Annotated in this window: 22 protein-coding genes and 1 pseudogene; 7 read left to right on the top strand and 16 right to left on the bottom strand. The window is 39.8% G+C overall.

The window, feature by feature from the left end; translation table 11 throughout:
• From eno to B4F08_RS04665, 3 genes and pseudogenes are all read right to left on the bottom strand, one after another.
• A pseudogene (eno, locus tag B4F08_RS04675) lies at positions 1 to 185 on the bottom strand (phosphopyruvate hydratase); the annotation flags it as partial.
• Between the two features lie 60 nt (positions 186 to 245).
• Positions 246 to 1,103, bottom strand: coding sequence for a 3-deoxy-8-phosphooctulonate synthase (gene kdsA, locus B4F08_RS04670; protein WP_086207586.1), 858 nt, complete (start codon positions 1,101 to 1,103; stop codon positions 246 to 248).
• 31 nt (positions 1,104 to 1,134) lie between these two features.
• Entirely contained in the window at positions 1,135 to 2,775 is a 1,641-nt protein-coding gene (locus B4F08_RS04665; protein ID WP_291373480.1) for a CTP synthase, read from the bottom strand.
• Positions 2,776 to 3,001: 226 nt separating this feature from the next.
• Here B4F08_RS04665 and B4F08_RS04660 point away from each other — a divergent pair, with 226 nt between their 5' ends.
• A complete protein-coding gene (locus B4F08_RS04660) occupies positions 3,002 to 3,400 on the top strand; it encodes an internalin (protein ID WP_291373478.1) in 399 nt (132 codons plus the stop codon).
• Positions 3,401 to 3,468: 68 nt separating this feature from the next.
• Here the strand turns inward: B4F08_RS04660 and B4F08_RS04655 are convergent, their stop codons facing one another.
• Positions 3,469 to 4,359 (bottom strand): LysR family transcriptional regulator, encoded by an 891-nt coding sequence (locus B4F08_RS04655; protein WP_291373476.1) that lies wholly within the window; start codon positions 4,357 to 4,359, stop codon positions 3,469 to 3,471.
• 110 nt (positions 4,360 to 4,469) lie between these two features.
• Here B4F08_RS04655 and dkgB point away from each other — a divergent pair, with 110 nt between their 5' ends.
• Both dkgB and B4F08_RS04645 read left to right on the top strand, forming a co-directional pair.
• A complete protein-coding gene (gene dkgB / locus B4F08_RS04650; RefSeq protein ID WP_291373474.1) occupies positions 4,470 to 5,276 on the top strand; it encodes a 2,5-didehydrogluconate reductase DkgB in 807 nt (268 codons plus the stop codon).
• A gap of 8 nt (positions 5,277 to 5,284) precedes the next feature.
• Positions 5,285 to 6,454, top strand: coding sequence for an MFS transporter (locus B4F08_RS04645; RefSeq protein WP_291373472.1), 1,170 nt, complete (start codon positions 5,285 to 5,287; stop codon positions 6,452 to 6,454).
• 57 nt (positions 6,455 to 6,511) lie between these two features.
• On the opposite strand, the gene B4F08_RS04640 is transcribed toward B4F08_RS04645, so the two are convergent.
• The 3 genes from B4F08_RS04640 to B4F08_RS04630 form a co-directional block, all read right to left on the bottom strand.
• Positions 6,512 to 7,609 (bottom strand): YheT family hydrolase, encoded by a 1,098-nt coding sequence (locus B4F08_RS04640; RefSeq protein WP_291373470.1) that lies wholly within the window; start codon positions 7,607 to 7,609, stop codon positions 6,512 to 6,514.
• Positions 7,610 to 7,688: 79 nt separating this feature from the next.
• Positions 7,689 to 8,102, bottom strand: a complete 414-nt coding sequence (locus tag B4F08_RS04635) for a nuclear transport factor 2 family protein (RefSeq protein WP_291373467.1) — start codon at positions 8,100 to 8,102, stop codon at positions 7,689 to 7,691.
• A 177-nt stretch (positions 8,103 to 8,279) separates the two neighbouring features.
• Positions 8,280 to 10,304, bottom strand: a complete 2,025-nt coding sequence (locus B4F08_RS04630) for an NADPH-dependent 2,4-dienoyl-CoA reductase (RefSeq protein WP_291373466.1) — start codon at positions 10,302 to 10,304, stop codon at positions 8,280 to 8,282.
• Positions 10,305 to 10,473: 169 nt separating this feature from the next.
• Here B4F08_RS04630 and B4F08_RS04625 point away from each other — a divergent pair, with 169 nt between their 5' ends.
• Together B4F08_RS04625 and B4F08_RS04620 are read left to right on the top strand one after the other, a co-directional pair.
• Complete coding sequence (locus tag B4F08_RS04625) at positions 10,474 to 11,013, top strand: PadR family transcriptional regulator (protein ID WP_086208224.1); 540 nt, start codon at positions 10,474 to 10,476, stop codon at positions 11,011 to 11,013.
• A 21-nt stretch (positions 11,014 to 11,034) separates the two neighbouring features.
• Positions 11,035 to 11,946 (top strand): alpha/beta fold hydrolase, encoded by a 912-nt coding sequence (locus tag B4F08_RS04620; protein ID WP_291373464.1) that lies wholly within the window; start codon positions 11,035 to 11,037, stop codon positions 11,944 to 11,946.
• Between the two features lie 151 nt (positions 11,947 to 12,097).
• Here B4F08_RS04620 and B4F08_RS04615 read toward each other — a convergent pair whose 3' ends face one another.
• The 3 genes from B4F08_RS04615 to B4F08_RS04605 are packed head-to-tail and all read right to left on the bottom strand — an operon-like array spanning position 12,098 to position 14,108.
• Complete coding sequence (locus tag B4F08_RS04615; RefSeq protein ID WP_086207594.1) at positions 12,098 to 12,877, bottom strand: glutathione S-transferase N-terminal domain-containing protein; 780 nt, start codon at positions 12,875 to 12,877, stop codon at positions 12,098 to 12,100.
• A 44-nt stretch (positions 12,878 to 12,921) separates the two neighbouring features.
• Positions 12,922 to 13,434: a ribonuclease E activity regulator RraA gene (rraA, locus tag B4F08_RS04610; protein WP_086207595.1), complete on the bottom strand. Its 513-nt coding sequence runs from the start codon at positions 13,432 to 13,434 to the stop codon at positions 12,922 to 12,924.
• 8 nt (positions 13,435 to 13,442) lie between these two features.
• Complete coding sequence (locus tag B4F08_RS04605; protein ID WP_110974130.1) at positions 13,443 to 14,108, bottom strand: nucleoside-diphosphate sugar epimerase; 666 nt, start codon at positions 14,106 to 14,108, stop codon at positions 13,443 to 13,445.
• A 213-nt stretch (positions 14,109 to 14,321) separates the two neighbouring features.
• Here B4F08_RS04605 and rpsT point away from each other — a divergent pair, with 213 nt between their 5' ends.
• Positions 14,322 to 14,588 carry a 30S ribosomal protein S20 gene (gene rpsT, locus B4F08_RS04600; RefSeq protein ID WP_086207597.1) on the top strand — a complete coding sequence of 89 codons (267 nt, stop codon included), beginning with the start codon at positions 14,322 to 14,324 and terminating at the stop codon, positions 14,586 to 14,588.
• A gap of 236 nt (positions 14,589 to 14,824) precedes the next feature.
• Here the strand turns inward: rpsT and B4F08_RS04595 are convergent, their stop codons facing one another.
• Positions 14,825 to 17,467 (bottom strand): M66 family metalloprotease, encoded by a 2,643-nt coding sequence (locus B4F08_RS04595; RefSeq protein WP_291373460.1) that lies wholly within the window; start codon positions 17,465 to 17,467, stop codon positions 14,825 to 14,827.
• Between the two features lie 458 nt (positions 17,468 to 17,925).
• Here B4F08_RS04595 and B4F08_RS04590 point away from each other — a divergent pair, with 458 nt between their 5' ends.
• A complete protein-coding gene (locus B4F08_RS04590) occupies positions 17,926 to 18,366 on the top strand; it encodes a hypothetical protein (protein WP_086208226.1) in 441 nt (146 codons plus the stop codon).
• A gap of 149 nt (positions 18,367 to 18,515) precedes the next feature.
• On the opposite strand, the gene B4F08_RS04585 is transcribed toward B4F08_RS04590, so the two are convergent.
• The 5 genes from B4F08_RS04585 to B4F08_RS04565 form a co-directional block, all read right to left on the bottom strand.
• Complete coding sequence (locus tag B4F08_RS04585) at positions 18,516 to 19,247, bottom strand: histidine phosphatase family protein (protein ID WP_086207598.1); 732 nt, start codon at positions 19,245 to 19,247, stop codon at positions 18,516 to 18,518.
• A 54-nt stretch (positions 19,248 to 19,301) separates the two neighbouring features.
• Positions 19,302 to 20,156, bottom strand: coding sequence for a 3'(2'),5'-bisphosphate nucleotidase CysQ family protein (locus tag B4F08_RS04580; RefSeq protein WP_086207599.1), 855 nt, complete (start codon positions 20,154 to 20,156; stop codon positions 19,302 to 19,304).
• Between the two features lie 410 nt (positions 20,157 to 20,566).
• On the bottom strand, positions 20,567 to 20,803 hold the full coding sequence (locus tag B4F08_RS04575) for a hypothetical protein (RefSeq protein ID WP_086207600.1): 237 nt from the start codon (positions 20,801 to 20,803) through the stop codon (positions 20,567 to 20,569).
• A 310-nt stretch (positions 20,804 to 21,113) separates the two neighbouring features.
• Positions 21,114 to 21,359, bottom strand: a complete 246-nt coding sequence (locus B4F08_RS04570; RefSeq protein ID WP_086207601.1) for a hypothetical protein — start codon at positions 21,357 to 21,359, stop codon at positions 21,114 to 21,116.
• A gap of 225 nt (positions 21,360 to 21,584) precedes the next feature.
• Complete coding sequence (locus B4F08_RS04565) at positions 21,585 to 22,178, bottom strand: LysE family translocator (protein WP_086207602.1); 594 nt, start codon at positions 22,176 to 22,178, stop codon at positions 21,585 to 21,587.
• Between the last annotated feature and the right edge of the window lie 432 nt (positions 22,179 to 22,610).

The raw sequence follows: 22,610 nt of genomic DNA, 5'->3' as shown, positions 1-22,610 counted from the left end.
TTACCCAAATAGCGTGCTTTGTCGCCATCACGAAGTTCTAAAGCTTCACGAGAACCAGTTGAAGCACCAGATGGTGCACATGCACGGCCAACTACGCCAGATGCTAAGATTACGTCTGCTTCGATGGTTGGGTTACCACGAGAGTCCAAAATTTCACGTGCACGGATGTCAACGATTTGGCTCATGAACAATTCCTCAGTAGATTAATAACGAGATGCTTTAGATAGCACCAATGAGTTTATAATTTAGTGTGTATCTAACTTTTTGAAACCTTTAACCAAGGTATCCAATTCTTTGAGTTGTGCTAAGAATGGCTCAAGCTGAGACATACGTAATGCACATGGACCATCACACTTGGCTTTTTCTGGATCTGGATGTGCTTCCAAGAATAGACCAGCTAAACCTGTTGCCATACCTGCACGAGCGAGCGTCGTGATTTGCGCACGACGACCACCCGCAGAATCCGAGCGACCACCTGGTGTTTGAAGCGCATGAGTCACATCAAAAAACACAGGGACATTCATTTCTTTCATGATGTCAAAGCCCAACATGTCTACAACCAAATTGTTATAGCCAAATGCTGAACCACGTTCACAAATAATGAGTTTGTCATTTCCTGCCTCTAAACACTTATGCAAGATATGACGCATTTCGTGTGGTGCAAGAAATTGTGCTTTTTTAATGTTGATAATGGCATCTGTTTTTGCCATCGCTTCAACCAAATCAGTCTGACGACTCAAAAAAGCAGGAAGTTGGATAATGTCTGCAACTTCAGCTACAGGTGCAGCTTGGTAAGGCTCATGTACATCTGTAATGATAGGCACATTGAAGTGTTTTTTAATGTCAGCTAACCACTCAATTCCTTTTTCTAGGCCTGGACCTCGAAACGAGTTCAAGCTCGAACGGTTGGCTTTATCAAAGCTCGCTTTAAATACGTAAGGAATCTCCAAACGCTTACAGATATCGACATAAGTCTCTGCAATTTCAAAAGCCAAGTCTTTAGACTCAAGTACATTCATGCCGCCGAATAGTACAAATGGCAAGTGGTTTGCCATTTGTATATCGCCTAAACGTACAATTTCTTGTGGTTTTAATTGTGACATTTAAACTTCCTAGTTTATTTATTAACCCAGATTACTTTGCTTTTTTATGCTGTGTTTTAGCAGCGTCAATAAAACTAGCAAATAATGGGTGTCCATCACGTGGTGAACTTGTAAATTCTGGGTGGAATTGTACAGCAATAAACCAAGGATGTTGAGGAATTTCAACTGTTTCTACCAAGTGCTGCACTGGTGAGTAACCAGAAACTTTCATCCCAGCCTCTTCAAGCGCAGGAATAAAACGGTTATTCATCTCATAGCGGTGACGGTGACGCTCAATAATGTCTGCTGAACCATACACTTCACGTGTTTTTGTGCCTTCAACCAATTCTGATTTTTGAGCACCCAAACGCATCGTACCACCAAGGTCAGAATCAACATTACGCTGTTGAACTTCGCCACGCTCATCTAACCATTCAGTAATGAGACCAATTAATGGAGATTTTGTTGAACGGTTAAATTCAGTAGACGTTGCATCACTAATGCCAGCAACATTGCGCGCATATTCAATCACAGCCAACTGCATACCTAAACAGATACCTAAGAATGGAACACCGTTTTCACGTGCGAATCTAATCGCTTGCATTTTCCCTTCAGTACCACGCTCACCAAAACCACCTGGCACCAAGATTGCGTCCATATCTTTTAATACTTCGCTTACATCTTGGCTTTCAAGTTCTTCAGCATTGACATAGTCAATTTGCACTTTAACGCGATTCTGAATGCCTGCATGTAATAGTGCTTCATTGACAGACTTATAAGCATCTGGCAGTTCAACATATTTACCTACCATTGCAACACGTACAGGGTATTCAGGGTTAAGTAATGCCTCTACGACATTGTCCCAGTCCGTCAAGTCAGCTTCAGGCAAGTCGTTAAAACCAAAACGTTCACAAATTAAATCATCAACATTTTGTTCGTAGAAGGTACGTGGGATTTGGTAAATGCTACGCGCATCTTTACACACCACAACTGCACGTGCCTCAACGTTGGTAAACAAAGCAATTTTACGGGTCGTGTCTGCATCAACATCGTGTTCAGTACGACAGATTAAAATGTCGGGTTGAATACCAATTGATAGCAGTTCTTTTACCGAGTGCTGCGTTGGTTTTGTTTTCAACTCTGCCGCAGATTTAATATATGGAAGCAAAGTTAAGTGCATAAGCATGGTGCGCTTATGACCTAGCTCAACCATCAGTTGACGTACAGATTCCATGAATGGGAGAGATTCGATGTCACCTACTGTGCCGCCAATTTCAACAATCGCAACGTCATAACCTTCGCCGGCACGAAGTACACGCTCTTTGATGTTGTCTGTAATGTGTGGAATAACTTGAACAGTTCCACCAAGGTAGTCACCACGGCGTTCTTTATTTAAAACGTCTTGGTATACGCGACCAGAAGTAAAGTTATTTAACTTGGTCATTTTCGCACGACGCAAGAAACGTTCGTAATAACCCAAGTCTAAATCGGTTTCTGCACCATCCTCTGTGACAAAAACTTCACCATGTTGGAATGGGCTCATAGTCCCTGGATCGACATTAATGTATGGATCCATTTTTACCATGGTTACTTTTAATCCACGGGCTTCTAAAAGCGCAGCAACTGAAGCAGCTGAAATACCTTTACCTAGTGATGAAACTACACCACCAGTCACGAAAATAAAATGGGTCATTGGGTTTCTCGTACAATCGAGCCTAATTCGGCCTGCAATGTTGCGCAATTTTACTTTACCTTGCACCAATAAAGCAAAGTCAATCCGCATCAATTCATAGAACAATAAACAATTGGATATTCTATCAGCATTTGGCAGATAAAATTAAGCTAAGTTCATAGGATTTTCATCTTGCATTTTGCTGTTATACTAGTGAAATCCCTCAAACACTCAATTTTGTGTAATTATGAATAAAAAACTTTTAATTTGTGGTGCAATTGCAGCAGGTTTACTATTAACAGCATGTGTAAAGAAAGAAGCACCTAAAGAAGATGAACAAGAAAAAGTTGAAGTAACAACAGAGCAACAACAACCTGTTGAACTTCAACCCTTAGAAGCATCAGAACCTGAGATTCCAGCACAAGTTGAAGTGATTCGCGAAGAAACGCCGAATACCACCACTGAAATACGTCGTGAAACACCAGCACCTGCTCCAACAGCAGAGCCTGCACCTAAAGCAGAGGCACCAAAGGCTGAAGAAAAACCAACGCAAGCGCGCCCAAGCAATACAAACCCAAATACACAAACTGAAGATGATGCAGTTGCAGCTGCCATTGCAGCAGCGACGCCAGCTTTAGAAAACTAATCATCTCAATATTGATGATCATAAAAAAACCCGATCTCAATCGGGTTTTTTTATTGTTACCTGATAACTTATAAATAGTCTTTTAATTTTTCTGCAAGAAAGTCGATAAACAACCGAATACGTTTGGGGACATAATTTTGCTGATAATAAACTGCATGTATTTTTTGTTCATGTATTTTTATTTCATTTTCAAATAAAGCGACAAAACGCCCTTCCTGAATATCTTTTTCAACCATAAAACGTGATAAACAGGCAATACCCACACCCTCTAGTGCCAACTGACGGACTGTTTCACCATTGGAACATTTTATTTTCGCCTGAATGGTCAACGGCTCATCCTCAAGCTGAATAGGCCACGTATTTAAATGTGCAGGTTGGCTAAAACCAAGCAAAGTATGTGAGTTTAATTCTACGGTCTTTTTCGGCATTCCTTGTTTTTGGATATATTCAGGGCTTGCCACTATATATAAACGACTTTTACAAAGCAGCTTGGCATGTAAGCTTGAATCTGCCAACTCACCAAACCGAATCGCGACATCGGTTTTATGTTCAAGTAAATCTATGACCTGATCATGATTGGTAATTTCTATGTCAATTTTTGGATGGCGCTGCATAAACTCCTCAATCAGCGGCACAATCACATGCAGTACAAAAGGTGTTGCTGAATCAATCCGAATTAAACCAGACGCCTCCGCATCAGTATTTTGCAGACTCTCTTCAGCTTCGGTCAGATCAAGTAAAATCTTACGCGCCTTTAGCAGGAACTGCTGCCCTTCATAAGTCAGCTTGAGCTTCCGTGTCGTTCGCTCCAACAAAGTCACATTCAACTTCGACTCTAAACGTTGCAAGGCACGGCTAACACCCGATGTGGTTTGACCCAACTGCTGCGCAGCTTTGACAATAGAACCACTATCAACAATGCTCACAAAAGCCGTTAATTCTTCTATGGTTGATTTCATATTCAATTATTGATTATTAGTCAATAATATTTTGCAAATTACCCAGTTTTTAAGCAAGACCTTTTTCTACAAAATAGCCTCATTCCATGAAACAAGTTATCGAGTAAAAAATGAATATCGTTTCTCAATTCGGCGTAGGCACTTTCCGTTTAACAGGTGATACCGTCATTCAGTCTGTGAAAACTGCACTAGAAGTCGGTTATCGCGCAGTCGATACTGCACAAATCTATGGTAATGAAGCCGAAGTTGGTCAAGCTATTGCGCTGAGTGGTATCAATCGTCAAGATCTTTTTCTCACCACAAAAATTTGGACGGAAAATTATTCAGCCGAAAAATTGATTCCAAGTTTAAAAGAAAGTTTGAATAAATTAAAAACCGATGCAGTAAATCTAACCTTGATCCACTGGCCTGCCCCAAGTACAGGTGTAAATATTGCAGAACTCATGCAGAATTTATTGGAAGCAAAACAACAAGGTTTGACCGAACACATTGGTATTTCTAACTTCAATATTGAGCTGACTCAACAGGCAATAGAGAGTATTGGGTTAGAAAATATCGCAACCAACCAAATTGAGCTCAGCCCCTATCTACAAAACCATAAGTTGGTTGATTTCCTCCAAGCCCAAAACATTGATGTCACTTCATATATGACACTCGCTTACGGTAAGGTTTTGCATGATCCAATTCTAATGCAGATCGCGCAGCAACATCAGGTATCCACTGCACAAATTAGCTTAGCTTGGGCATTACAACGTGGTTTTGCAGTCATACCTTCTTCAACCAAACGCGAACACTTGATATCCAACTTAAAGGCACAAGAGATTCAACTCTCGACTGAAGAAATGATGGCAATTACGCAATTAGATCGAAATCAACGTGAAGTGAATCCTGAAGGATTAGCTCCCATTTGGGATTGAGCATCGCTATGAAAATTAATTTTCCACTTTTGGCACTTGCAGTGGGTGCTTTTGCCATTGGAACCACCGAGTTTTCACCCATGGGCTTTTTGCCTGAAATTGCCAATGATTTGTCCGTGTCAATTCCACAAGCTGGACTGCTGATTAGTGCCTATGCAGTAGGCGTCATGATTGGGGCTCCGCTCATGACCTTATGGCTGGCCCGCTTTCCTAAGAAAACAGCTTTAATCCTATTGATGGCAATTTTTACGATCGGAAATGTGTTGGCAACCGTTGCGCCTGATTATATAAGCCTGATGGGAGCACGTTTAATGACCAGTTTAAACCATGGCGCATTCTTCGGTTTAGGTTCAGTCGTAGCCTCAAGTGTAGTGCCTAAAGACAAACAAGCCAGTGCGGTCGCTATGATGTTTATGGGCCTCACCATTGCCAATATTGGCGGTGTCCCACTTGCAACGTGGCTCAGTCAAAATACCAGTTGGCGCGTGGCTTTTACTGCAATTTCAATCTTAGGCATCATGACCATGTTGGCACTATGGAAAGCGCTTCCACAAGATCACGATGTGGTTAAACCGAATGTGGCAAAAGAATTGCGTGTTTTAACGCGTGCGCCTGTTCTACTTGCCTTACTAACCACGGTCATGAGCGCGGGCGCCATGTTTGCGTTGTATACCTACATTGCTCCGAGCCTACACGTATTTATGCATGCATCACCACAAACCATCACATTGATGTTGGTTTTAATCGGGATCGGTTTCTCGATTGGTAACCATTTTGGCGGAAAGTTTGCCGATCTATCCTTAGAGAAAACCCTGATAGGCTTCCTTGTCCTGTTAATGCTGATGATGCTTATTTTCCCTGTACTAGCGCAAACAACTACTGGTGCAGCGATTGGCTTGGTGATTTGGGGTGCGGCGGCATTTGCGGTTGTACCGCCACTGCAAATGCGCGTCATGTCGGTCGCAGAAGATGCGCCTGGACTCGCCTCTTCAGTCAACATTGGTGCGTTTAACTTAGGTAATGCCTTAGGTGCCTTTGCAGGTGCAACGGTACTGAGTCTGCAACTCAGCTATGCAGCAGTTTCATATACAGGTGCCGCGCTCAGCTTTATGGCCTTGATCTTGGTTTTAGTACAGATGAAATTTGGTCTCAGCAAGAAAGCTTGTGAAGCCGTCTAAGTTTTAGATGACGAATCCAATCAAAAAAGACCTACACTACTGTAGGTCTTTTTATATTTAGTGTTTTTGTTGTTCCAGTTTCAAAAAGTCCGCAATCAACTTGGTTGCCCAAGACTCGGTATTGAGCGCCCCTTCATAGAAACCACAATGACTGCCCTTTTTCGTCGTCACTACAGCAATATTCGGCATTTTTTGAATCATATCTTTATACGGTTCAAAGTTCTTAATGTGACAGACAGGATCATCCTCTGCATTTAAAATCAGCAATGGAATGGCGACATTTTCAAATACATAGATTGGATTTGTGGCTTGGTTATAACTGTCATAGTCCACATAACCCGCCATTTCATAATAACTCGACTCAAATTCAGCCAAGGTTTTGGTCATTAAGACTTGAGATACAGAAGCTGTTTGTTGCCACGTTTGCTGGTAAGGAAAAATAAATTTCTTAAACAGTTTCTTGGTCATGACCTTACTGTAAAAGGGATGTACATTTACAAAACCCAGCTCCGTATTATAGCCTGGGCACAGGGCAAAAGCCGCTTTAAAAGGGGTTTGATTACCCTCTTCTCCCAAATAACGCACCAACAGCCCCGTGCCCGCAGAAGAACCTACGGCAAAAAGAGTTGAAGTTGGAAATGTGCTTTGAATAAAGGCAATTTGTTCACGTAAATCATCAGTTGAACCGAAAAGATTCATTTTCGGTACAGGCATAGGTAGGTCAGCATGACCACGACGTAAACAGAGTGCAATGCGCCAACCTGTATAGCGATTTAAGTCACGTACCACCTCACGCATACTTTCAGGCGAACCTGTAATCGTATGCATGACCACAACCGTTGGCGTCGCTTCAGGTAAGTCATAACCGAACCACATAATGCCTGTGACCCCACCGTCTTGCATCTCTAATTGATCAAAATGATCATATTCCAATTGAATCCGACGCTTGCGAATCACATCAAAATACAAAAGATGGGCATGTGTGTTGGATAACCACGGCGTCGGTCGGTACTTTTGTTGAAGCTGTGGTAGTGCACCTATCGTCTCTTGAATTTCACCTTGCGGATTAAGAAAAAGTTTCGGGTGTTCCGCACCAGTTACTCGATCCAATGCCGTTTGACGTAATTGATTTAGCAAACTGAACACAGCATTCATATCAATACCTTCTTTTCCTATCTTTCTTAGTGATGCATCAATTTTCGTGCCTAACTATAAATAACAAGTCACACCTTTATCATCCAGCTTGAGGTGCAAACGCTGCCATTCGCTGTCCCATTTGTACAGCTAAGGCCTCTAGCCCCGACTTAGGACGGATCATCACTTCAAAATCTACAATTTGACCTTGCTCATTAAAACGAATCATGTCAATCCCTTTGAGCTTTTTTTCGCCCACATTGGCTGAAAACTCAAGGACGACACTTAAACCATCTTCCGTAAAAAACTCACGGTGGTAAGTAAAGTTTTCAAAAACCTGAATCACATTACTTAAAATAAAAAAAACCACTTGCTTCCCTGAGTAAGGATTAAAAGCCACTGGAGAGCGAAACACGACATCTTCGGCCAAGAGCTCACTTAAAGTACTCATATCACGGTTGTTGATCATCTCATGCCAACGTTGCAGTGCTTGTTTTATTATTGCTATGCTCATTATTCTATCCCTATGAATTTGAATGATTTTAATAAATCAAATGAAGACAGTTTGACCTTCTAGAAAAGGTAGAGGTGAGGAAAAATACTCATATTTCTGACAACACCTCTCATCCCCCTCCTTAAAGGAGAGGGACTTGTTTACAATTTATTCAACTGATTCAAAAATGATGATGCTTTAAATAGTTGCAGCTAATTCAGCGCCTTGACGAATTGCACGCTTTGCATCTAACTCACCCGCTTCTTTTGCACCACCAATTAAATGCACATTCTTACCATCTGCTTTTAACTGATCATACATAGCTGTGTAAGACTCTTGGCCTGCGCAAATAATGACATTATCCACTTCTAATACTGTTGGCTGATCATTGACGGTAATGTGTAGTCCTTGATCATCAATCTTGTCGTAACTTGCACCTGCAATCATTTTTACATCACGATGCTTCAAACCAGTACGGTGAATCCAACCTGTCGTTTTACCCAAGCCTGCACCTACCGCATTCGACTTACGCTGCAATAAGTAAATTTCACGCTCAGACTGCTCAACGCTAGGCTGTTTTAAACCACCGACATGTGCATAACTGGTATCAATACCCCATTCATCATAGAATTTTTCAGGGTTTAGACTACCGCTTTCACCTTCATGACTTAAATATTCTGCTGTATCAAAACCAATCCCACCTGCACCAATAATGGCTACACGGCGCCCAACAGGTAAACGCTCTTTAAGTGCTTGGATGTACGTTAGCACTTTTGGATGATCCACACCTGGAATGTTCAATTCACGCGGCGTCACCCCTGTTGCGACAACGATATCGTCATAATCTGCATCTTGTAGTTCTTCATAAGTTACTAAATGATTAAGAACCAAACGGATATTAGGTTGCAACTCTATTTTACGTTTAAAATAACGAATAGTTTCGTAGAACTCTTCTTTGCCCGGAACCGTTTTTGCAATATTAAACTGTCCACCAATTTGATTGGCTGCATCAAACACTGTCACTTGATGCCCACGCTCAGCAGCATAAGTAGCAAAGCTTAAACCTGCAGGGCCAGCACCAATCACTGCGATATTTTTCTTTTCTGCACTTTCTTCAAAAATCAGTTCAGTTTCATAGCATGCACGCGGGTTGACTAAACAGGTCGCAATTTTCATCGAGAAAATATGATCTAAACACGCTTGGTTACAGCCGATACAGGTATTGATTTCATCACTACGACCCTGCTCTGCCTTAAGGACAAACTCTGAATCAGCTAGCATTGGTCGTGCCATAGAGATCATGTCTGCGTGACCTGACGCCAATACATGCTCAGCCATTTCAGGAGTATTGATACGGTTTGACGTAATCAATGGCACTTTGACAATGCCTTTTAATTTTTCAGTTACCCATGTAAATGCAGCACGTGGGACTTTGGTTGCAATGGTCGGAATACGTGCTTCATGCCAACCAATCCCTGTATTAATAATTGTTGCGCCCGCTTTTTCGATTTCTTTAGCAAGCTGAATTACTTCTTCTAAGCTTGAACCACCTTCAACCAAATCCAACATGGATAAACGATAGATAATAATGAAGTTTTCACCCACCTCTTCACGTGTACGTTTGACAATTTCTATTGGGAAACGAATACGGTTTTCATAACTTCCACCCCATTCATCATCACGATGATTGGTACGCGCTGCAATGAATTCATTAATTAAGTATCCTTCTGAACCCATGATTTCAACGCCATCATAGCCTGCATACTGTGCCAACTTTGCACAATGAGCAAAATCTGCAATGGTCTGATTCACCTCAGCAGACGTTAAAGCATGTGGCTTAGTAGGATTAATAGGTGCTTGAATTGCAGAAGGTGCAACCAACTCAGGCTGATAAGAATAGCGGCCTGTATGTAAAATTTGCATTGCAATTTTACCACCAGCCGCATGCACAGCTTCCGTAATCACTTTATGTTTGTCAGCTTCTTCACGGCTATCTAACTTTGCACCACCTGCAAAAGTCAAACCTGCATCATTCGGTGAAATACCACCTGTTACGATCAGTCCTACACCACCTGCTGCACGCTCTGCATAGAATGCGGCCATACGATTATAACCGTTTGGTGCTTCCTCTAATCCAATATGCATAGATCCCATGAGTACACGGTTTTTTAATGTGGTAAAGCCTAAATCTAAAGGCGCAAGTAAATGCGGATAATTAGACATATATACTCCTTGGCGTGCTTTCGCTGGCTGGTATTTTAAATACAAGGTTAAATCAAACTATTTAATGCAACAAGTTGCATACTTTTTATCTTTATAATCGAGATTTGTTTTTTATGCAACATGTTGCATAATGACTCTACGTCCATTTTATTTGCGAAATATTACCAAAATGTCATTAGCTCATGTTTTATTGACCAGTTTGATTGAAAAACCAAGTACAGGCATTGAGTTAGCACGTCGCTTTGACCGTTCAATGGGCTTCTTTTGGAATGCAACACATCAACAAATTTATAGAGAACTCAGCGCTATGCAGAGCAAAGGCTGGATCTCAACCATAGAAGAAGATGGTGCAACGTCTAGAAAAAAAACCTATCAAGTTGAACAACTTGGACGCACAGAATTGGCAGATTGGTTGGTAAAACAAAGTCCACCTGCTCAACTAAGAGAAGAAGTCATGGTGAGACTTCGTGTTGAAGCTCAGTTAGGTGGTAACGCTGTCTTACCTGAGCTGGAACGCCATTTAGCCCTACATAAAGAAAAATTACAGATTTACCAAACGATTTTTGCTAAAGATTTTGGGCAGGCAGATCCTCATGATCGAACCTTGTATATTCATAAAATGATCTTACAACTTGGGATCAATTTAGAGGTCGGCTGGATTGAATGGTTAGAAACCATTATTCCCACGCTTAAAACATTTGAAAAATAAAAATCATACAAAGGATTGACCATGCCACACTATACGATGCCCGATGGTGAAAAACTCTATGTTCGCGAATTTGGACAAGGCGAGCCTGTACTCGTACTTTCTGGTTTAGGCATGCAAAGCTGGCAATGGCTCCCTTTTTTATTTCAACATCGGAAAAAATATCGTTTTTATATTCCCGATTGGCGTGGCTTTGGTGGTTCAGCACAGTGTCGAATTCCAAAACTAGACGCTATCTCTAGCCATTGGCAAGATTTAAATTGTTTTTTAGAACAACAAACACATCATCAATTTCGTGTTATTGCCTATTCTATGGGGGCCACCACAGCTATGCATGGCCTGCAATACGGTCACTTTCAAAAACATGTACATAGTTATCTGCACATTGACCAAACCCCTAAAATTTGCGTAGATGCAGAATGGTCACATGGTCTATTTGCAGAAAAACATAAAGATTTTAAAACTATCTTACAAAACATTGCGGAACTTTTGGCACAAAATACTCAGTACAATTTGGTGTCTGAACTAAAGCCAACGACTCGCACACAACTGGTCGACTACTGGTTCGCGTTTATGCAACTGCAAGCCAAGCCATCTCGAAGCACAGTTTTATTTCAAAAAGCTTTTCAACAGCCACGCTTACAGAAGTTTATGCTTCCTATTCAGCGTTTAGACTATATGACTTGGTACATCCATAATTATCTTTACCATCAAGAAGATTATCGTCTCGCGCTGAGTCAGATTGACCGTCCCACCACATTCTTTATAGGTGAGATTTCTAAGCTCTATCCTTCGCAAGGACAAAAACTGATTGCATCAAGCGTACCTTATGCCAAAACAGTGATCTTCAAAAAGTCAGGGCACACACCGCTGTTAAGCGAACCGCTCAAATTTTCCAAAGAAATTATAAGTTTCCTCAAAGCTGCGGATGTTTAAATGTATATCGTATTATCAGCCAAATGATGAATATTTTTATAACAGCTGAAGATAAATACAATTGATCATTCCATTGTAATGACAAAAATAAGACTGATAAAAACATCAATGCTTAGAAATCAAAAGAGGCATCTCTTTGAGATGCCTCTTTTTATGCTGCATAGGTCTGCTTGAGATAAGCAACAATATCCGCTGACTCAAACAATGCCGTGCCTGTATTCGGATCGACGAGATAAGGCACTTGAATATCACGCCCCATCACTTGCACAACTTGCTCACGCTTTCCACCTGCAAGTGGGACATATTTGCCTGGCTTTAAGCGTAGTACGGCAGGCCCTTGATCTTGCCAACGTTCTTTCGGCACATTATTAAACTTAAATGCTAACTCCAGTTCAGTCAGCAACCCCCGTACAACACGTGTATATGGACTGGCTTCAAATCCCCACAGTTGAAGCAATTGTTCAGGTGCGGCACGATTTTTAATTTTTTTATTCAACCAAACACCACGCGCGCCATTTACCAACGTGCCCACATAAGCGACATAAGGTGTTTTAGGATAATGTGCATACTTTTTCGGCGTGTTACCACTTCGACCATACTGTGCAAATAAATAGTGAATTATGTCTTCTGACTCGTACAACTTGGTATCTGTATTTTCATCCACCAAGAATGGAAACTGAGTCTTACCACCTAACTGTTTCACTAGGGGACGATATTTAGTACCACCCTTAGGACATGGATAGACTTCATAATCCAAATTGAGCAAAGTCAACACTTCACGCACACGGCGACAGTATGGCGAACCTTCAAATTCATAGAGCTTTAAAGCTTGCTCTGGTTGGTTAGGATACGGAGTTCCCGTTACACCACGCCCACCTTGAGTCAGTCCCGAAAAAAGAGCTTGAATCACTTTAATTTGATGCTTCACCATAATGTACGTCCCTATGTTGTATTCAGGTCACCATGAAAAAGTTTTTATACTTCTACTAATTTTTCTTTTGAAATCACAATACCGTTATTATCTGCATAGATATAGTCACCTGATTGAATGCTGACTCCACCAAAATGCAAGTCAATATCTACCTCACCTACACCTTTACGCTGACTTTTTTGCGGGATAGCTGCTAAGGCATGTACACCCAAGTCTAATTCAGCAATGGCGTCAACATCACGCACACAACCATAAATCACCACACCATTCCAATGATTTTTCACAGCCGATTCAGCAATCAAGTCCCCCATCAATGCGCAGCGCATCGAAGCTCCACCATCAACAACCAACACCTTACCAGCCCCTTCAGTTGCGAGAAGCTCTTTCACACGAGAGTTATCTTCAAAGCATTTCACTGTCACGACCTGACCCGCAAAAGTTTTGCGTGCGCCATAACTTTGAAAGAACTTACCATCCATGGATGGCGTTACCACTTGTAAATCAAGCTCAGGATGATCATCCAATAAATCACATGTCACAAATGCTGTCGTCACCACACTTCCCCTCATTTTGTCTTTTGTATGCGTAAATTATCATAGATTTCAAATTTATTGGTCTGCGTTTGAGCAGCCTCCACCATAGTATGAGCCACTTGCTCTGCTGTCACTGGCTTATATTTAAAATGATTCGGTATAAAGTGCGAAAGTTTCAAATAGCCTTTTTGGAAAATATCTTCAAGTAAACGATTTTCACTGCGTTGGCCAATCAATAAAGACGGTTGTAATATACTTACTTTATCTAGCCCAAGCCCCCGAATCGTATCTTCAAGCTCGCCTTTGACTCGGTTATAGAACAGTTTTGAATTTGCTTGTGCACCTAAAGCACTAATCAACAAATAATGCGTTTTGGTTAAAACAAATAATTCAGCAAAATGTGCATTCACTACATAATCTATGGCATAGAAATTTTCTTTAGAACCTGCTTTTTTCAGTGTTGTGCCCAAACAACTAAAAGCATGACTAAAGCCTTGTACATCCTCATGGTTTAGCAAGAGAAAGTCATCCAGCTCAAGTTGCTGTACTTTATCGTACCGATCGAGCTCAACATTATGTCTTCTAACTACCGCTAAAATTTTGCTACAATCTTCGAGTTGCTGTAATTGTTGAATCAGGTTTAAACCCACTAAACCTGTTGCTCCAATCACAATCGCTTGTTCTATATTTTGTGTCATTTTTATACAAACTCCCATGTAGATGGCTAATCTTAACGTTTCTTTAAAATTTTTATGTATCTTAAATATGGTCAAGGCATGTCAAGACTTGACTTCATGGCGTATATTAATCAAAATATGGCACTTGTTTACGGGCTGGTGATTGTTCTTCTGATGTGGTTTTCAGTTTGAATTTCAGCCCGCCCAGACCAATTTAATTCAAGGAGTGCACGAGTGGCAAACTCTGCTCAAGCTAAAAAACGTGCTCGTCAAAACGTTAAAGCACGCAAACACAACGCTAGCTTACGTTCTATGGTTCGTACATACATCAAACGTACAGTAGCTGCTATCGCTGCTGGTGATCATGCAGTTGCTTCTGAAGCATACAAAACTGCTGTACCAGTAATTGATCGTATGGCTGATAAAGGTATCATCCATAAGAACAAAGCTGCTCGTCATAAGAGCCGTTTAAATGCACAAGTTAAAGCTTTAGCTAACTAATTTATGCATTAAAAAAAGCCCTTTTTAAAGGGCTTTTTTTGTATCTAATTTTTCCTACGGTCGCTCATATCACTTTTGATGTATGTATCTGATACATAAACCTGTCTATTTGTTCTATAGAAATAGAACATCACAGTTATTCAAACCCATCCAAATATTAACTTACAAAAAAAGCCCCCTGCCGAGAGCTCTCTTTTAATTTCACTTTAAAATACATTACCCACTTAACAACGTACTTAATTCACAGATCCAGTTTTTAAGTGTTTCACTAAAATACCAATATTTTTTGAGCTTGCTCCAGCCAAAATCAAACTTGTATTTTGGTTCAGCATCGTCCACCTTTGATTATTATTACCAGAGCAACTGTATCGAATTGCAATTTGACGATTATTCACCAAATTACCAGTATTCAAATCTAGGCATTGTCCAGCTTGCTTAATGGCAGAAGTCGATACATCCATTGACCACACTTGTGCTGAGTTATTCTTCACACACTCCGTGAGAGTTACTTTTGCACTCCCTCCATTGCCTGTTAAACACTGCCCGATTACAGCCTTATTATGAATACGACCTAAGCCATCATAAACCCATTGTTCCGTATCATCACTCACACAGCCCGATGGCCCACTAATATAAACATCTATATTCTGGCCAGATGTCAACTCGGTTTTTAAGCAGTTTTTATTGTTTTTCAATAATGCACTTTGCTCAAGCGGGTTATCTTGTTCCAAGCCTAATTTCACAACAAAAGCATTCATTGCATCAACAGCTGCAGATACCTCTTTGGCTAAATCGTCATAGTAGACATTTATCCAACGGTTTAAACGCATCAACTTGTTTTCTTGCTCTTCATAACGCACCAATTGCTGTTGAGCAGCTACGCTCATTTCATTCTTATAAGACTTATAAGCTTGATAAAGCATTAAACCATTTGGAGATAAAACAATCATATTGTTTGTCGCTTGGTTAAGTAGCTCTTGTTCAAGTAGTGGCAACTCTAAATCACGTAAGGCTTTATAGCCTTGAGCCTTTCCAATTTTTACCGCAGGCGTAATCGCCGTAGCATATTGTGGAATCACAATGGTTGATAATAATTTTGCCTCCGCATTGGCTTGCTTACAGTATAAATCAACTTTTTGCGGCTGCTCCGCAAGCGCTAAATTGACATGCAATTTATTGGCATTACTGCCTAAACGTGTCGGGGCTAGAGCGATATTGGTCACTGTCTTTGGATACTGTACATTTAACCAACATGCAGCCTGACCCAACGCCGTGTTGGCTACAGGTAAATCATAGACATTACCCCAGTTTGAGCGTGCTGCTGGATATAATAATCCAACTTGGGCTACCGGATCATAACCACCTAAAATGGTCAATACAGGTTCGCCAAAGATTCGTGGACGTAGATAGTTTTGCTTTGGCTGATACCAAACAGGGGCAGTAGAATCTGGCATGATTGGCTGTGCCACGTCCATCTGACGTGTGACTTCATTCCACTTTTTATAACCTGTAGGCGAGCTCTTATCCCAAACATAACGGTTAAAGTGTGGTTGAATTTTCAAGTAGGTACTATAACCCGTATAGTGGGTATAGCGTGAAACTGAGCTTGATGCATAACCACCAGACATGGCATCTCGGCTATGTGGATATAAAGCCAAGAAGTTCGCAATTCCTGTGGAAGCCGCCCATAAGTCCTTGCTATTCCAAATCAAATTACCCCGCATCATATTCCGATACGGAATATAGCCCCAGCCACTGTCAGCATGATGAGAAGTCCAAAACTGATTCTCACCTTCCTGCCCTGGATAATGTCCAAGTCCATAATGATGCCCTATTTCATGGCTAAATTCGTTGCCAACCGAATCATATAAGGTCAGCATGCCATTCCCCCCACTTAAACCATGAGTACTTTCACCATTGGCATATTTCCCACGACTATGATGTGCAACCACCGTTTGAGTTAACTGAGGCTGACTTTGGCTAGCCATTGAGGCACTGGTGACACCCCAATTCGCCAAGTTTATTCCTACACTAAAAGTCGATTTACCAACATTTTCACGCATGTCACCTTCATACACACCACCTTGATCCGCACTTGCTGTATCGTAAATAGTTCCATCTGCAATCATGACCCGATCAAGCTGAATATCATCATATTTTGCAATAGTCATTTCAGCAGCAGGGATTGTTTGGAAGTAATCCGAACCTGCACGTACTGGATCATTCAACATATAGTGCCCTGTAGCGACAGGCGGTGCAGTTAGCATCCCGATACGAATATTGTTTAAGACCAACTCTCCTGGAGAGGCAAAATCAATTTTATCTTGCGTAATTTGTCCTTGACAGCCAGTAGAGTCTTTCAGCTGAATACTCAACCCTGGACGAATTTCATCCCAATTGAGTCGCGCACTCCATGCACGCTGACTATATTGCACTCGAGCCCGATCATCAGTATTGGTCTGATCCGATGCAGGAATCTGTGTTGGGTCATCCAGCTCAATGGTTCTTAACCATTGGTTATTCATATAAATATCTGCTTTCAGACTCTCAATTTTCCCCATAGCATCATTTGGCGTAACTAACAACAACGCTTCTTTTTCCATCGTTAGACGTGGCATTTTTTTACTTTCATTGCCATTTGGATCAACCACATGACTCTGACCGAATTGCAACATAGCCTCAAAACTACCAGTTAAATCGTTACGGATTACGCGTGTATTCGCGTTTGCATCGTAATCAAAATAACCCAAGGTATTTGAGTCTGAAACATCATGTGTAGGCTCAGCATAAGGTGTTACGACAGGTGCTGTGGAATCTTCAACTCCTTTATCCCCATCATCATGACCACCGCCACCACCACATGCTACGAGCATCAGCATCACAACACAGAGGCTTAACTTACAATATATAAACCCATTCGCACTTTTCACAACTTTCCCCAAAATCATCACAAAAAAACTTTATTTTTTTAAATTTAAACATATAAATCAAAAACTTAATTATTAAACCCGATTTGGCATTTATATTCAATTCACATCATCTGTTACATAGTGACGAATATTTTCAACTCTGAAAAATGCAAGTCCGAAAAATATAAATTATGTGATACAGCTTAAATTTATAAAAAAGAATGCTGAACGTTACAGCTAGATTCTCAGCAATTTAGTAGAAAGTTTTTATCAATCAATTTTAAAAATTTGAATCTTTTTTTTAGCAGCCTGACTTGTCGCTCTCATTTTCAGATTCGTAGCGATTAAAAACATAATTCCATAAAAATAATATGGTATTCTGTTTTCCTACAATGAAACCAGATAAAACCTGCACCTGGGGGAATAAAATGATCAGCAAATTTCTGCCAACACTCGAAAAGTTTCAACCTACAGAACAACAATATATTGACTATTTTAATACCAAAGGTGAAAAAGATGTTCTCGCCAAAGTAATTTCAAATATGCGTGGTACTGCTGAAATTCAAGCCTCACAAGGGGTCGATGCATGGCTAGGTTATGGTGTGTATTTACCAGCCATTGAACGTATTTTTGCTTTGCACCAAGGCGAGACTGAAGCTGAATTTTATGCGCGTACACAATACCCTGTCGATGTTGTGAATGCATACACGCTTGCCAATCATGAAATTGCAACACTCATTGCTGCAGATAAATACAGTCGAATGCATCAGCAAACTGTGGCAGTTAATACTTCTTTATGGCCGTTGAATGATGAAGGACTAAGTATCGACTTACATGACTTCCCTAACCGACTGAAAGCAAAAATTTAGTTTTTTACACGACAGTACATGCTTTGATTAGCATCATAATACCTTGCCATCTCGTTGATTATTTTCAATATTAAATTTATTAAACATACTAAAATCAATGAGATGACATAAAGAAACAACAAGAATATCTATATTTTCAAACCCCAAACTTAAAGCTGCTGAAACTCTTGAATATTCAGCTCATGAATTTCACCGCGCCAAATCCATTTTAATTTAGATTCCAAAAACACATCGCCCTCAAACCAGACAAATAGACCTTCCATCATTTTTGGCCAATCTTCTTTGGTTACTATAGTACGCCCCGAAATCACTGCCAAAATTGCAGCTAAGATCGTATCGTGGCTAACAGCAAGGCTCAAACCATAAGGGTTGCTCGGATGAGTGTTATATATGAGTTCCAAGACATCAACCACACCATGAATCGGATGCTTCATACCTGGCAAGGCATTATTAACAAAACTATTAATAAAACCCAATGCGCCTTGCCGCTGAAAATAAGGACCTGCTTGTTTAATGTCTAACACAAAACTTCCGGGTTCAACCAATAAACCCTGCTCAATAATTTCTATGCGGTGAGTATTCGGTTCAAGCGTTTGCGCATCTGCCCCCTGAATCATTAACGCAGCAGTATCAATACAACGCTGAATTGGGCTAGAAATACAGTGTTGAATAACTCGGTCAGTATTATCAATTAAATATGAGCCCCAAGCTTCAGCCAAATCACGCCCTTGATGGGTCAATTGTAAATCATAGCCTGCAAGACCCTGACCAGTGACAACTTCGCGAATAGAATGACGTGTAAATAACGTCACTGGCGTTTTTGCATCGGGCAATAAGTCGATGGCTTTCAGCATACTAGGCGGGAGCAAGTCTAAGGCCATAATCAACAACAACTCAATAATTCAAAAAACACTATAGCACGCTTAATTTTTAGCTCAAGCCAATGAAGGCATTAGTTCAAGTGCTTGTAATGCGAGTTTTTTCATATCGTTATTTCGATAAGCAATAAAACCGCCATTTAATAAACTCGCTCTTTGGTTATATACGAATGGCCGTCCCTGAAAATCAATCAAGCCACCACCGATGCGCTCCAACAAGCATTGACCTGCACTGGTATCCCATTCAGACGTTGGGTGGAACCGTGGATAAATGTCTACACGATCTTCAAGCATCATACAAAACTTGTAAGCGCTTCCTGCACGGTATTCTGTAATTTCAGTCAGCTTTTCTAATTGATCTAAATAAAGTTGATATTGAGGCTTGCTCTGGCTACTTTGGCTTAAACCGACTTGTACGGTGTGTTGCTGTTCCGATAAATAATATTCAGACCATACATCTTTTTCAATAGCGTATTTTAAAGGCTGACCTTGCTTTGGGCAGAAGTAAATTTGTTGCTCACATGGAATTGCAAGCACGGCAAAACTTGTGTGTGCTCCATCAATCAAACTCAAATTGATAGTAAATTCGGGACGCTGATGTAAGAACTCTTTAGTACCGTCTAAAGGATCAAGCATCCAAAAAGACGTCCAGTGCTGTCTATGTGTATGCTTCCCTTCTTCAGACAAAATAGGCATTTGAGGGAATATTTTTTCTAAAGCCTCTGTAATGTATTGATTAACACGATAGTCCGCTTGCGTCACAGGCGAATCATCTGTCTTTTTTTCAATGCTAAAATCATCGCCTGCAACATACGCTTGGTATTCTGCACGCAAAATTTCACATGCCTGAGTCACAATAGGTACAAGTTGCTGAATTAAAGCATCTTGCGGTGCAATGATTGTTCTGAACATGCGATACCCTTTTTTATTGAATCAAGCAACTCAAAAAATTTTCAACACTTAAATGCCGATACATACCCATAAAGACCTCTAGATCTTAAAGTATCTTTTCAAAAAACATTATACGCTGATGATACTAGAAAAATGTAAAACGATTGTGCAGCCTAAACCAATCTCTACTTGGGGCCACTACATGATCATTTCATCAAGCACATCTCATGGGCAAATGTTTACATGATCACTGATGACAAAAATTTTGAGCAAAAAAAATCCCACGCATGGAAGCGTGGGATATAAAACGAGAAAAGCTACAGCACTTTAATTTCGTGACACAGTATAAACCTATATTTTGAATACATCAATTAAAAATGCAAAATCCGACACATTTTTATGCATTTTGTACAGACCGCTGTTATTTACTATTAATCTGCACACTTTACTTCAAGCTGATACTCATCCTGTGTCACTTTAATTTTAATTTTTTGATATTTTCTTTTATTCGGATCCATCGCAGAACCCGCGACTTCAGATAAGAACTTCCGATCATTCATTAGTTCACTATAAGCTTTATATCCAATCAAAATTTTTTCGGGTTTTTTATTTTTGGAAATTAATGCGTTCAGAATGTCGTCTAGTTCATTTGCAGTAACAATTGGCATATAAATCAACTCAAAATAAAAAAGAGTATCTATGAACAATATGATGAAATGATGTCAAAACAATATTTTGAAAAATATAAATTAAAAATAAAGCCCGATCACCACAAAAATAGATAGGGCTTTTGTCTAAAAATCAGACCATAAAATTATTTTATTTAACAAAAAAGCCTGTTTATCTCTCTCCAAATAAACAGGCTTAAACTACACACACCGCATTTAATCATTTAGCATTTATATTTATGACACAGATACTACAGCTTAAATATTTCAAATTGATGAAGCTGAATTGCTTTTATAAAACCGTGCCGACTCAATCGTCATTTCTTAAAAATGTGAGCTCGTATTCATCATGGGTAATTTTAATCTTAGTGTTCCGATAGGTACGCTTTTTCGGGTCTAGCGAAGAATTGATGACGTTATCTGCAAATTTCGGATTCGACATAAATTTTGCATATAACATATAACCGATACGAATCTTCTTAATTGCTTTTTTCTTTCCTTTTGCCTCATATTTATCTAGGGTTTCATCTAAAAAATCTAAACTGAGTTCACTCATTTATTCATCTCTATTTTATTGTCATTCGATCCATGTTTTACCTGATTCTAAGTTAAATAACCAGTGCAACATCTTTATTTATTAATCATTCGGATAGATCACCAACATCATTTTCTTAGCATAAGTCAGCCAATTTTTATCTACTTTTGCTACACATATACAAAAGCCACCTTAAAGGTGGCTTTAATTTTAACAATGCAAAATGAAAATCTGATGAAAATCACATTACATAGACATAACTGCAGAATAACTCAGTGGAATTGAAAAACTAACCAAAACTAAAGAAGCTGTACGCTGCAAGTTTTTTTGATTTAGCCATGAAATTCTATTAGCAACCAATACAGAACCAATAAATATCCAAAATAACGCAATTGGAGTAATTAGACATAAAAATAACCCCATGTGCACCGTATATGATTGAAGACTTGACCATGCAGCAATTGGAAAAACGGCTGAAGCAAACAACAGAGCTTTTGGATTGAGCATTGTCGCGCAGAAAAGTGACTTGGCTGTAATTGAGGGTTGGTTTAAATCTGCATCAACTGTAGAAGTTTTCCATAATTTAAAGGCTAAATAAATAATATAAGCTGCACTGCAAAGTTTCAGTACTGGCGGTAAAATGGGGAGAGATTCAGCAATTGAGTCAATTAAAACGCCCCATACGGTGATTGCAATAAAGTAGCCTATCACTTCAGCAGGAATCAATTTAAGGGATTTTTTGACACCAGTTTCAATACCTGAAGACGCTAAAAGTGTATTCGTTGGTCCAGGTGTTAAGAGGATGGTAATGACCAAACTTATAAAAAGCCATGAAAACATTCACTATCCTTTTCCTTGTAAATTTGGCCAAATCTTTCAATATTTCGTTTTATTTGTCGACATTTTAAATGTAAGAAAAAATTTAATACAAAAATAAATACTAAAAAAAGTAATTACTTAATATTCAATTCATCTTGCTTTCAGCATGTACCTTGACTGACTCAAAATGACCTTTTTTGTTCACCAAAATTCTTATAATTTAGATTAACATTTGAAGTGCAGCGCCATACTCTTAAAAATCATACTTGACTCAGACGTCTAAAGCCGACTCCTTTTCTTGGTCGGTAATTCAGTTGTGCTGTGCTCTCTTCAATCTATTGATCTGAATACCACCACTTTCCTAAACAATTTTCGTCTATTCTTTTACCCTATAAACTGATTAAAGCTTACGTTAAGTATAACTTTAATCAGTATTCATTTATAATAAAAAGA

Origin of the sequence: Acinetobacter sp. UBA6720 (assembly GCF_002454215.1) — a bacterium.
Classification (GTDB): Bacteria; Pseudomonadota; Gammaproteobacteria; order Pseudomonadales; family Moraxellaceae; genus Acinetobacter.
Note: the sequence above shows the minus strand (reverse complement) of the source record. Positions and strands in the feature narration are given on the sequence as shown.

Bases quoted from the DNA above. Each gene is read 5' to 3' on its own strand.
- kdsA (WP_086207586.1), bottom strand. From the start codon at position 1,103: ATGTCACAATTAAAACCACAAGAAATTGTACGTTTAGGCGATATACAA.
- B4F08_RS04665 (WP_291373480.1), bottom strand. From the start codon at position 2,775: ATGACCCATTTTATTTTCGTGACTGGTGGTGTAGTTTCATCACTAGGT.
- B4F08_RS04660 (WP_291373478.1), top strand. From the start codon at position 3,002: ATGAATAAAAAACTTTTAATTTGTGGTGCAATTGCAGCAGGTTTACTA.
- B4F08_RS04655 (WP_291373476.1), bottom strand. From the start codon at position 4,359: ATGAAATCAACCATAGAAGAATTAACGGCTTTTGTGAGCATTGTTGAT.
- dkgB (WP_291373474.1), top strand. From the start codon at position 4,470: ATGAATATCGTTTCTCAATTCGGCGTAGGCACTTTCCGTTTAACAGGT.
- B4F08_RS04645 (WP_291373472.1), top strand. From the start codon at position 5,285: ATGAAAATTAATTTTCCACTTTTGGCACTTGCAGTGGGTGCTTTTGCC.
- B4F08_RS04640 (WP_291373470.1), bottom strand. From the start codon at position 7,609: ATGAATGCTGTGTTCAGTTTGCTAAATCAATTACGTCAAACGGCATTG.
- B4F08_RS04635 (WP_291373467.1), bottom strand. From the start codon at position 8,102: ATGAGCATAGCAATAATAAAACAAGCACTGCAACGTTGGCATGAGATG.
- B4F08_RS04630 (WP_291373466.1), bottom strand. From the start codon at position 10,304: ATGTCTAATTATCCGCATTTACTTGCGCCTTTAGATTTAGGCTTTACC.
- B4F08_RS04625 (WP_086208224.1), top strand. From the start codon at position 10,474: ATGTCATTAGCTCATGTTTTATTGACCAGTTTGATTGAAAAACCAAGT.
- B4F08_RS04620 (WP_291373464.1), top strand. From the start codon at position 11,035: ATGCCACACTATACGATGCCCGATGGTGAAAAACTCTATGTTCGCGAA.
- B4F08_RS04615 (WP_086207594.1), bottom strand. From the start codon at position 12,877: ATGGTGAAGCATCAAATTAAAGTGATTCAAGCTCTTTTTTCGGGACTG.
- B4F08_RS04605 (WP_110974130.1), bottom strand. From the start codon at position 14,108: ATGACACAAAATATAGAACAAGCGATTGTGATTGGAGCAACAGGTTTA.
- B4F08_RS04595 (WP_291373460.1), bottom strand. From the start codon at position 17,467: ATGCTGATGCTCGTAGCATGTGGTGGTGGCGGTGGTCATGATGATGGG.
- B4F08_RS04590 (WP_086208226.1), top strand. From the start codon at position 17,926: ATGATCAGCAAATTTCTGCCAACACTCGAAAAGTTTCAACCTACAGAA.
- B4F08_RS04585 (WP_086207598.1), bottom strand. From the start codon at position 19,247: ATGGCCTTAGACTTGCTCCCGCCTAGTATGCTGAAAGCCATCGACTTA.
- B4F08_RS04580 (WP_086207599.1), bottom strand. From the start codon at position 20,156: ATGTTCAGAACAATCATTGCACCGCAAGATGCTTTAATTCAGCAACTT.
- B4F08_RS04575 (WP_086207600.1), bottom strand. From the start codon at position 20,803: ATGCCAATTGTTACTGCAAATGAACTAGACGACATTCTGAACGCATTA.
- B4F08_RS04570 (WP_086207601.1), bottom strand. From the start codon at position 21,359: ATGAGTGAACTCAGTTTAGATTTTTTAGATGAAACCCTAGATAAATAT.
- B4F08_RS04565 (WP_086207602.1), bottom strand. From the start codon at position 22,178: ATGTTTTCATGGCTTTTTATAAGTTTGGTCATTACCATCCTCTTAACA.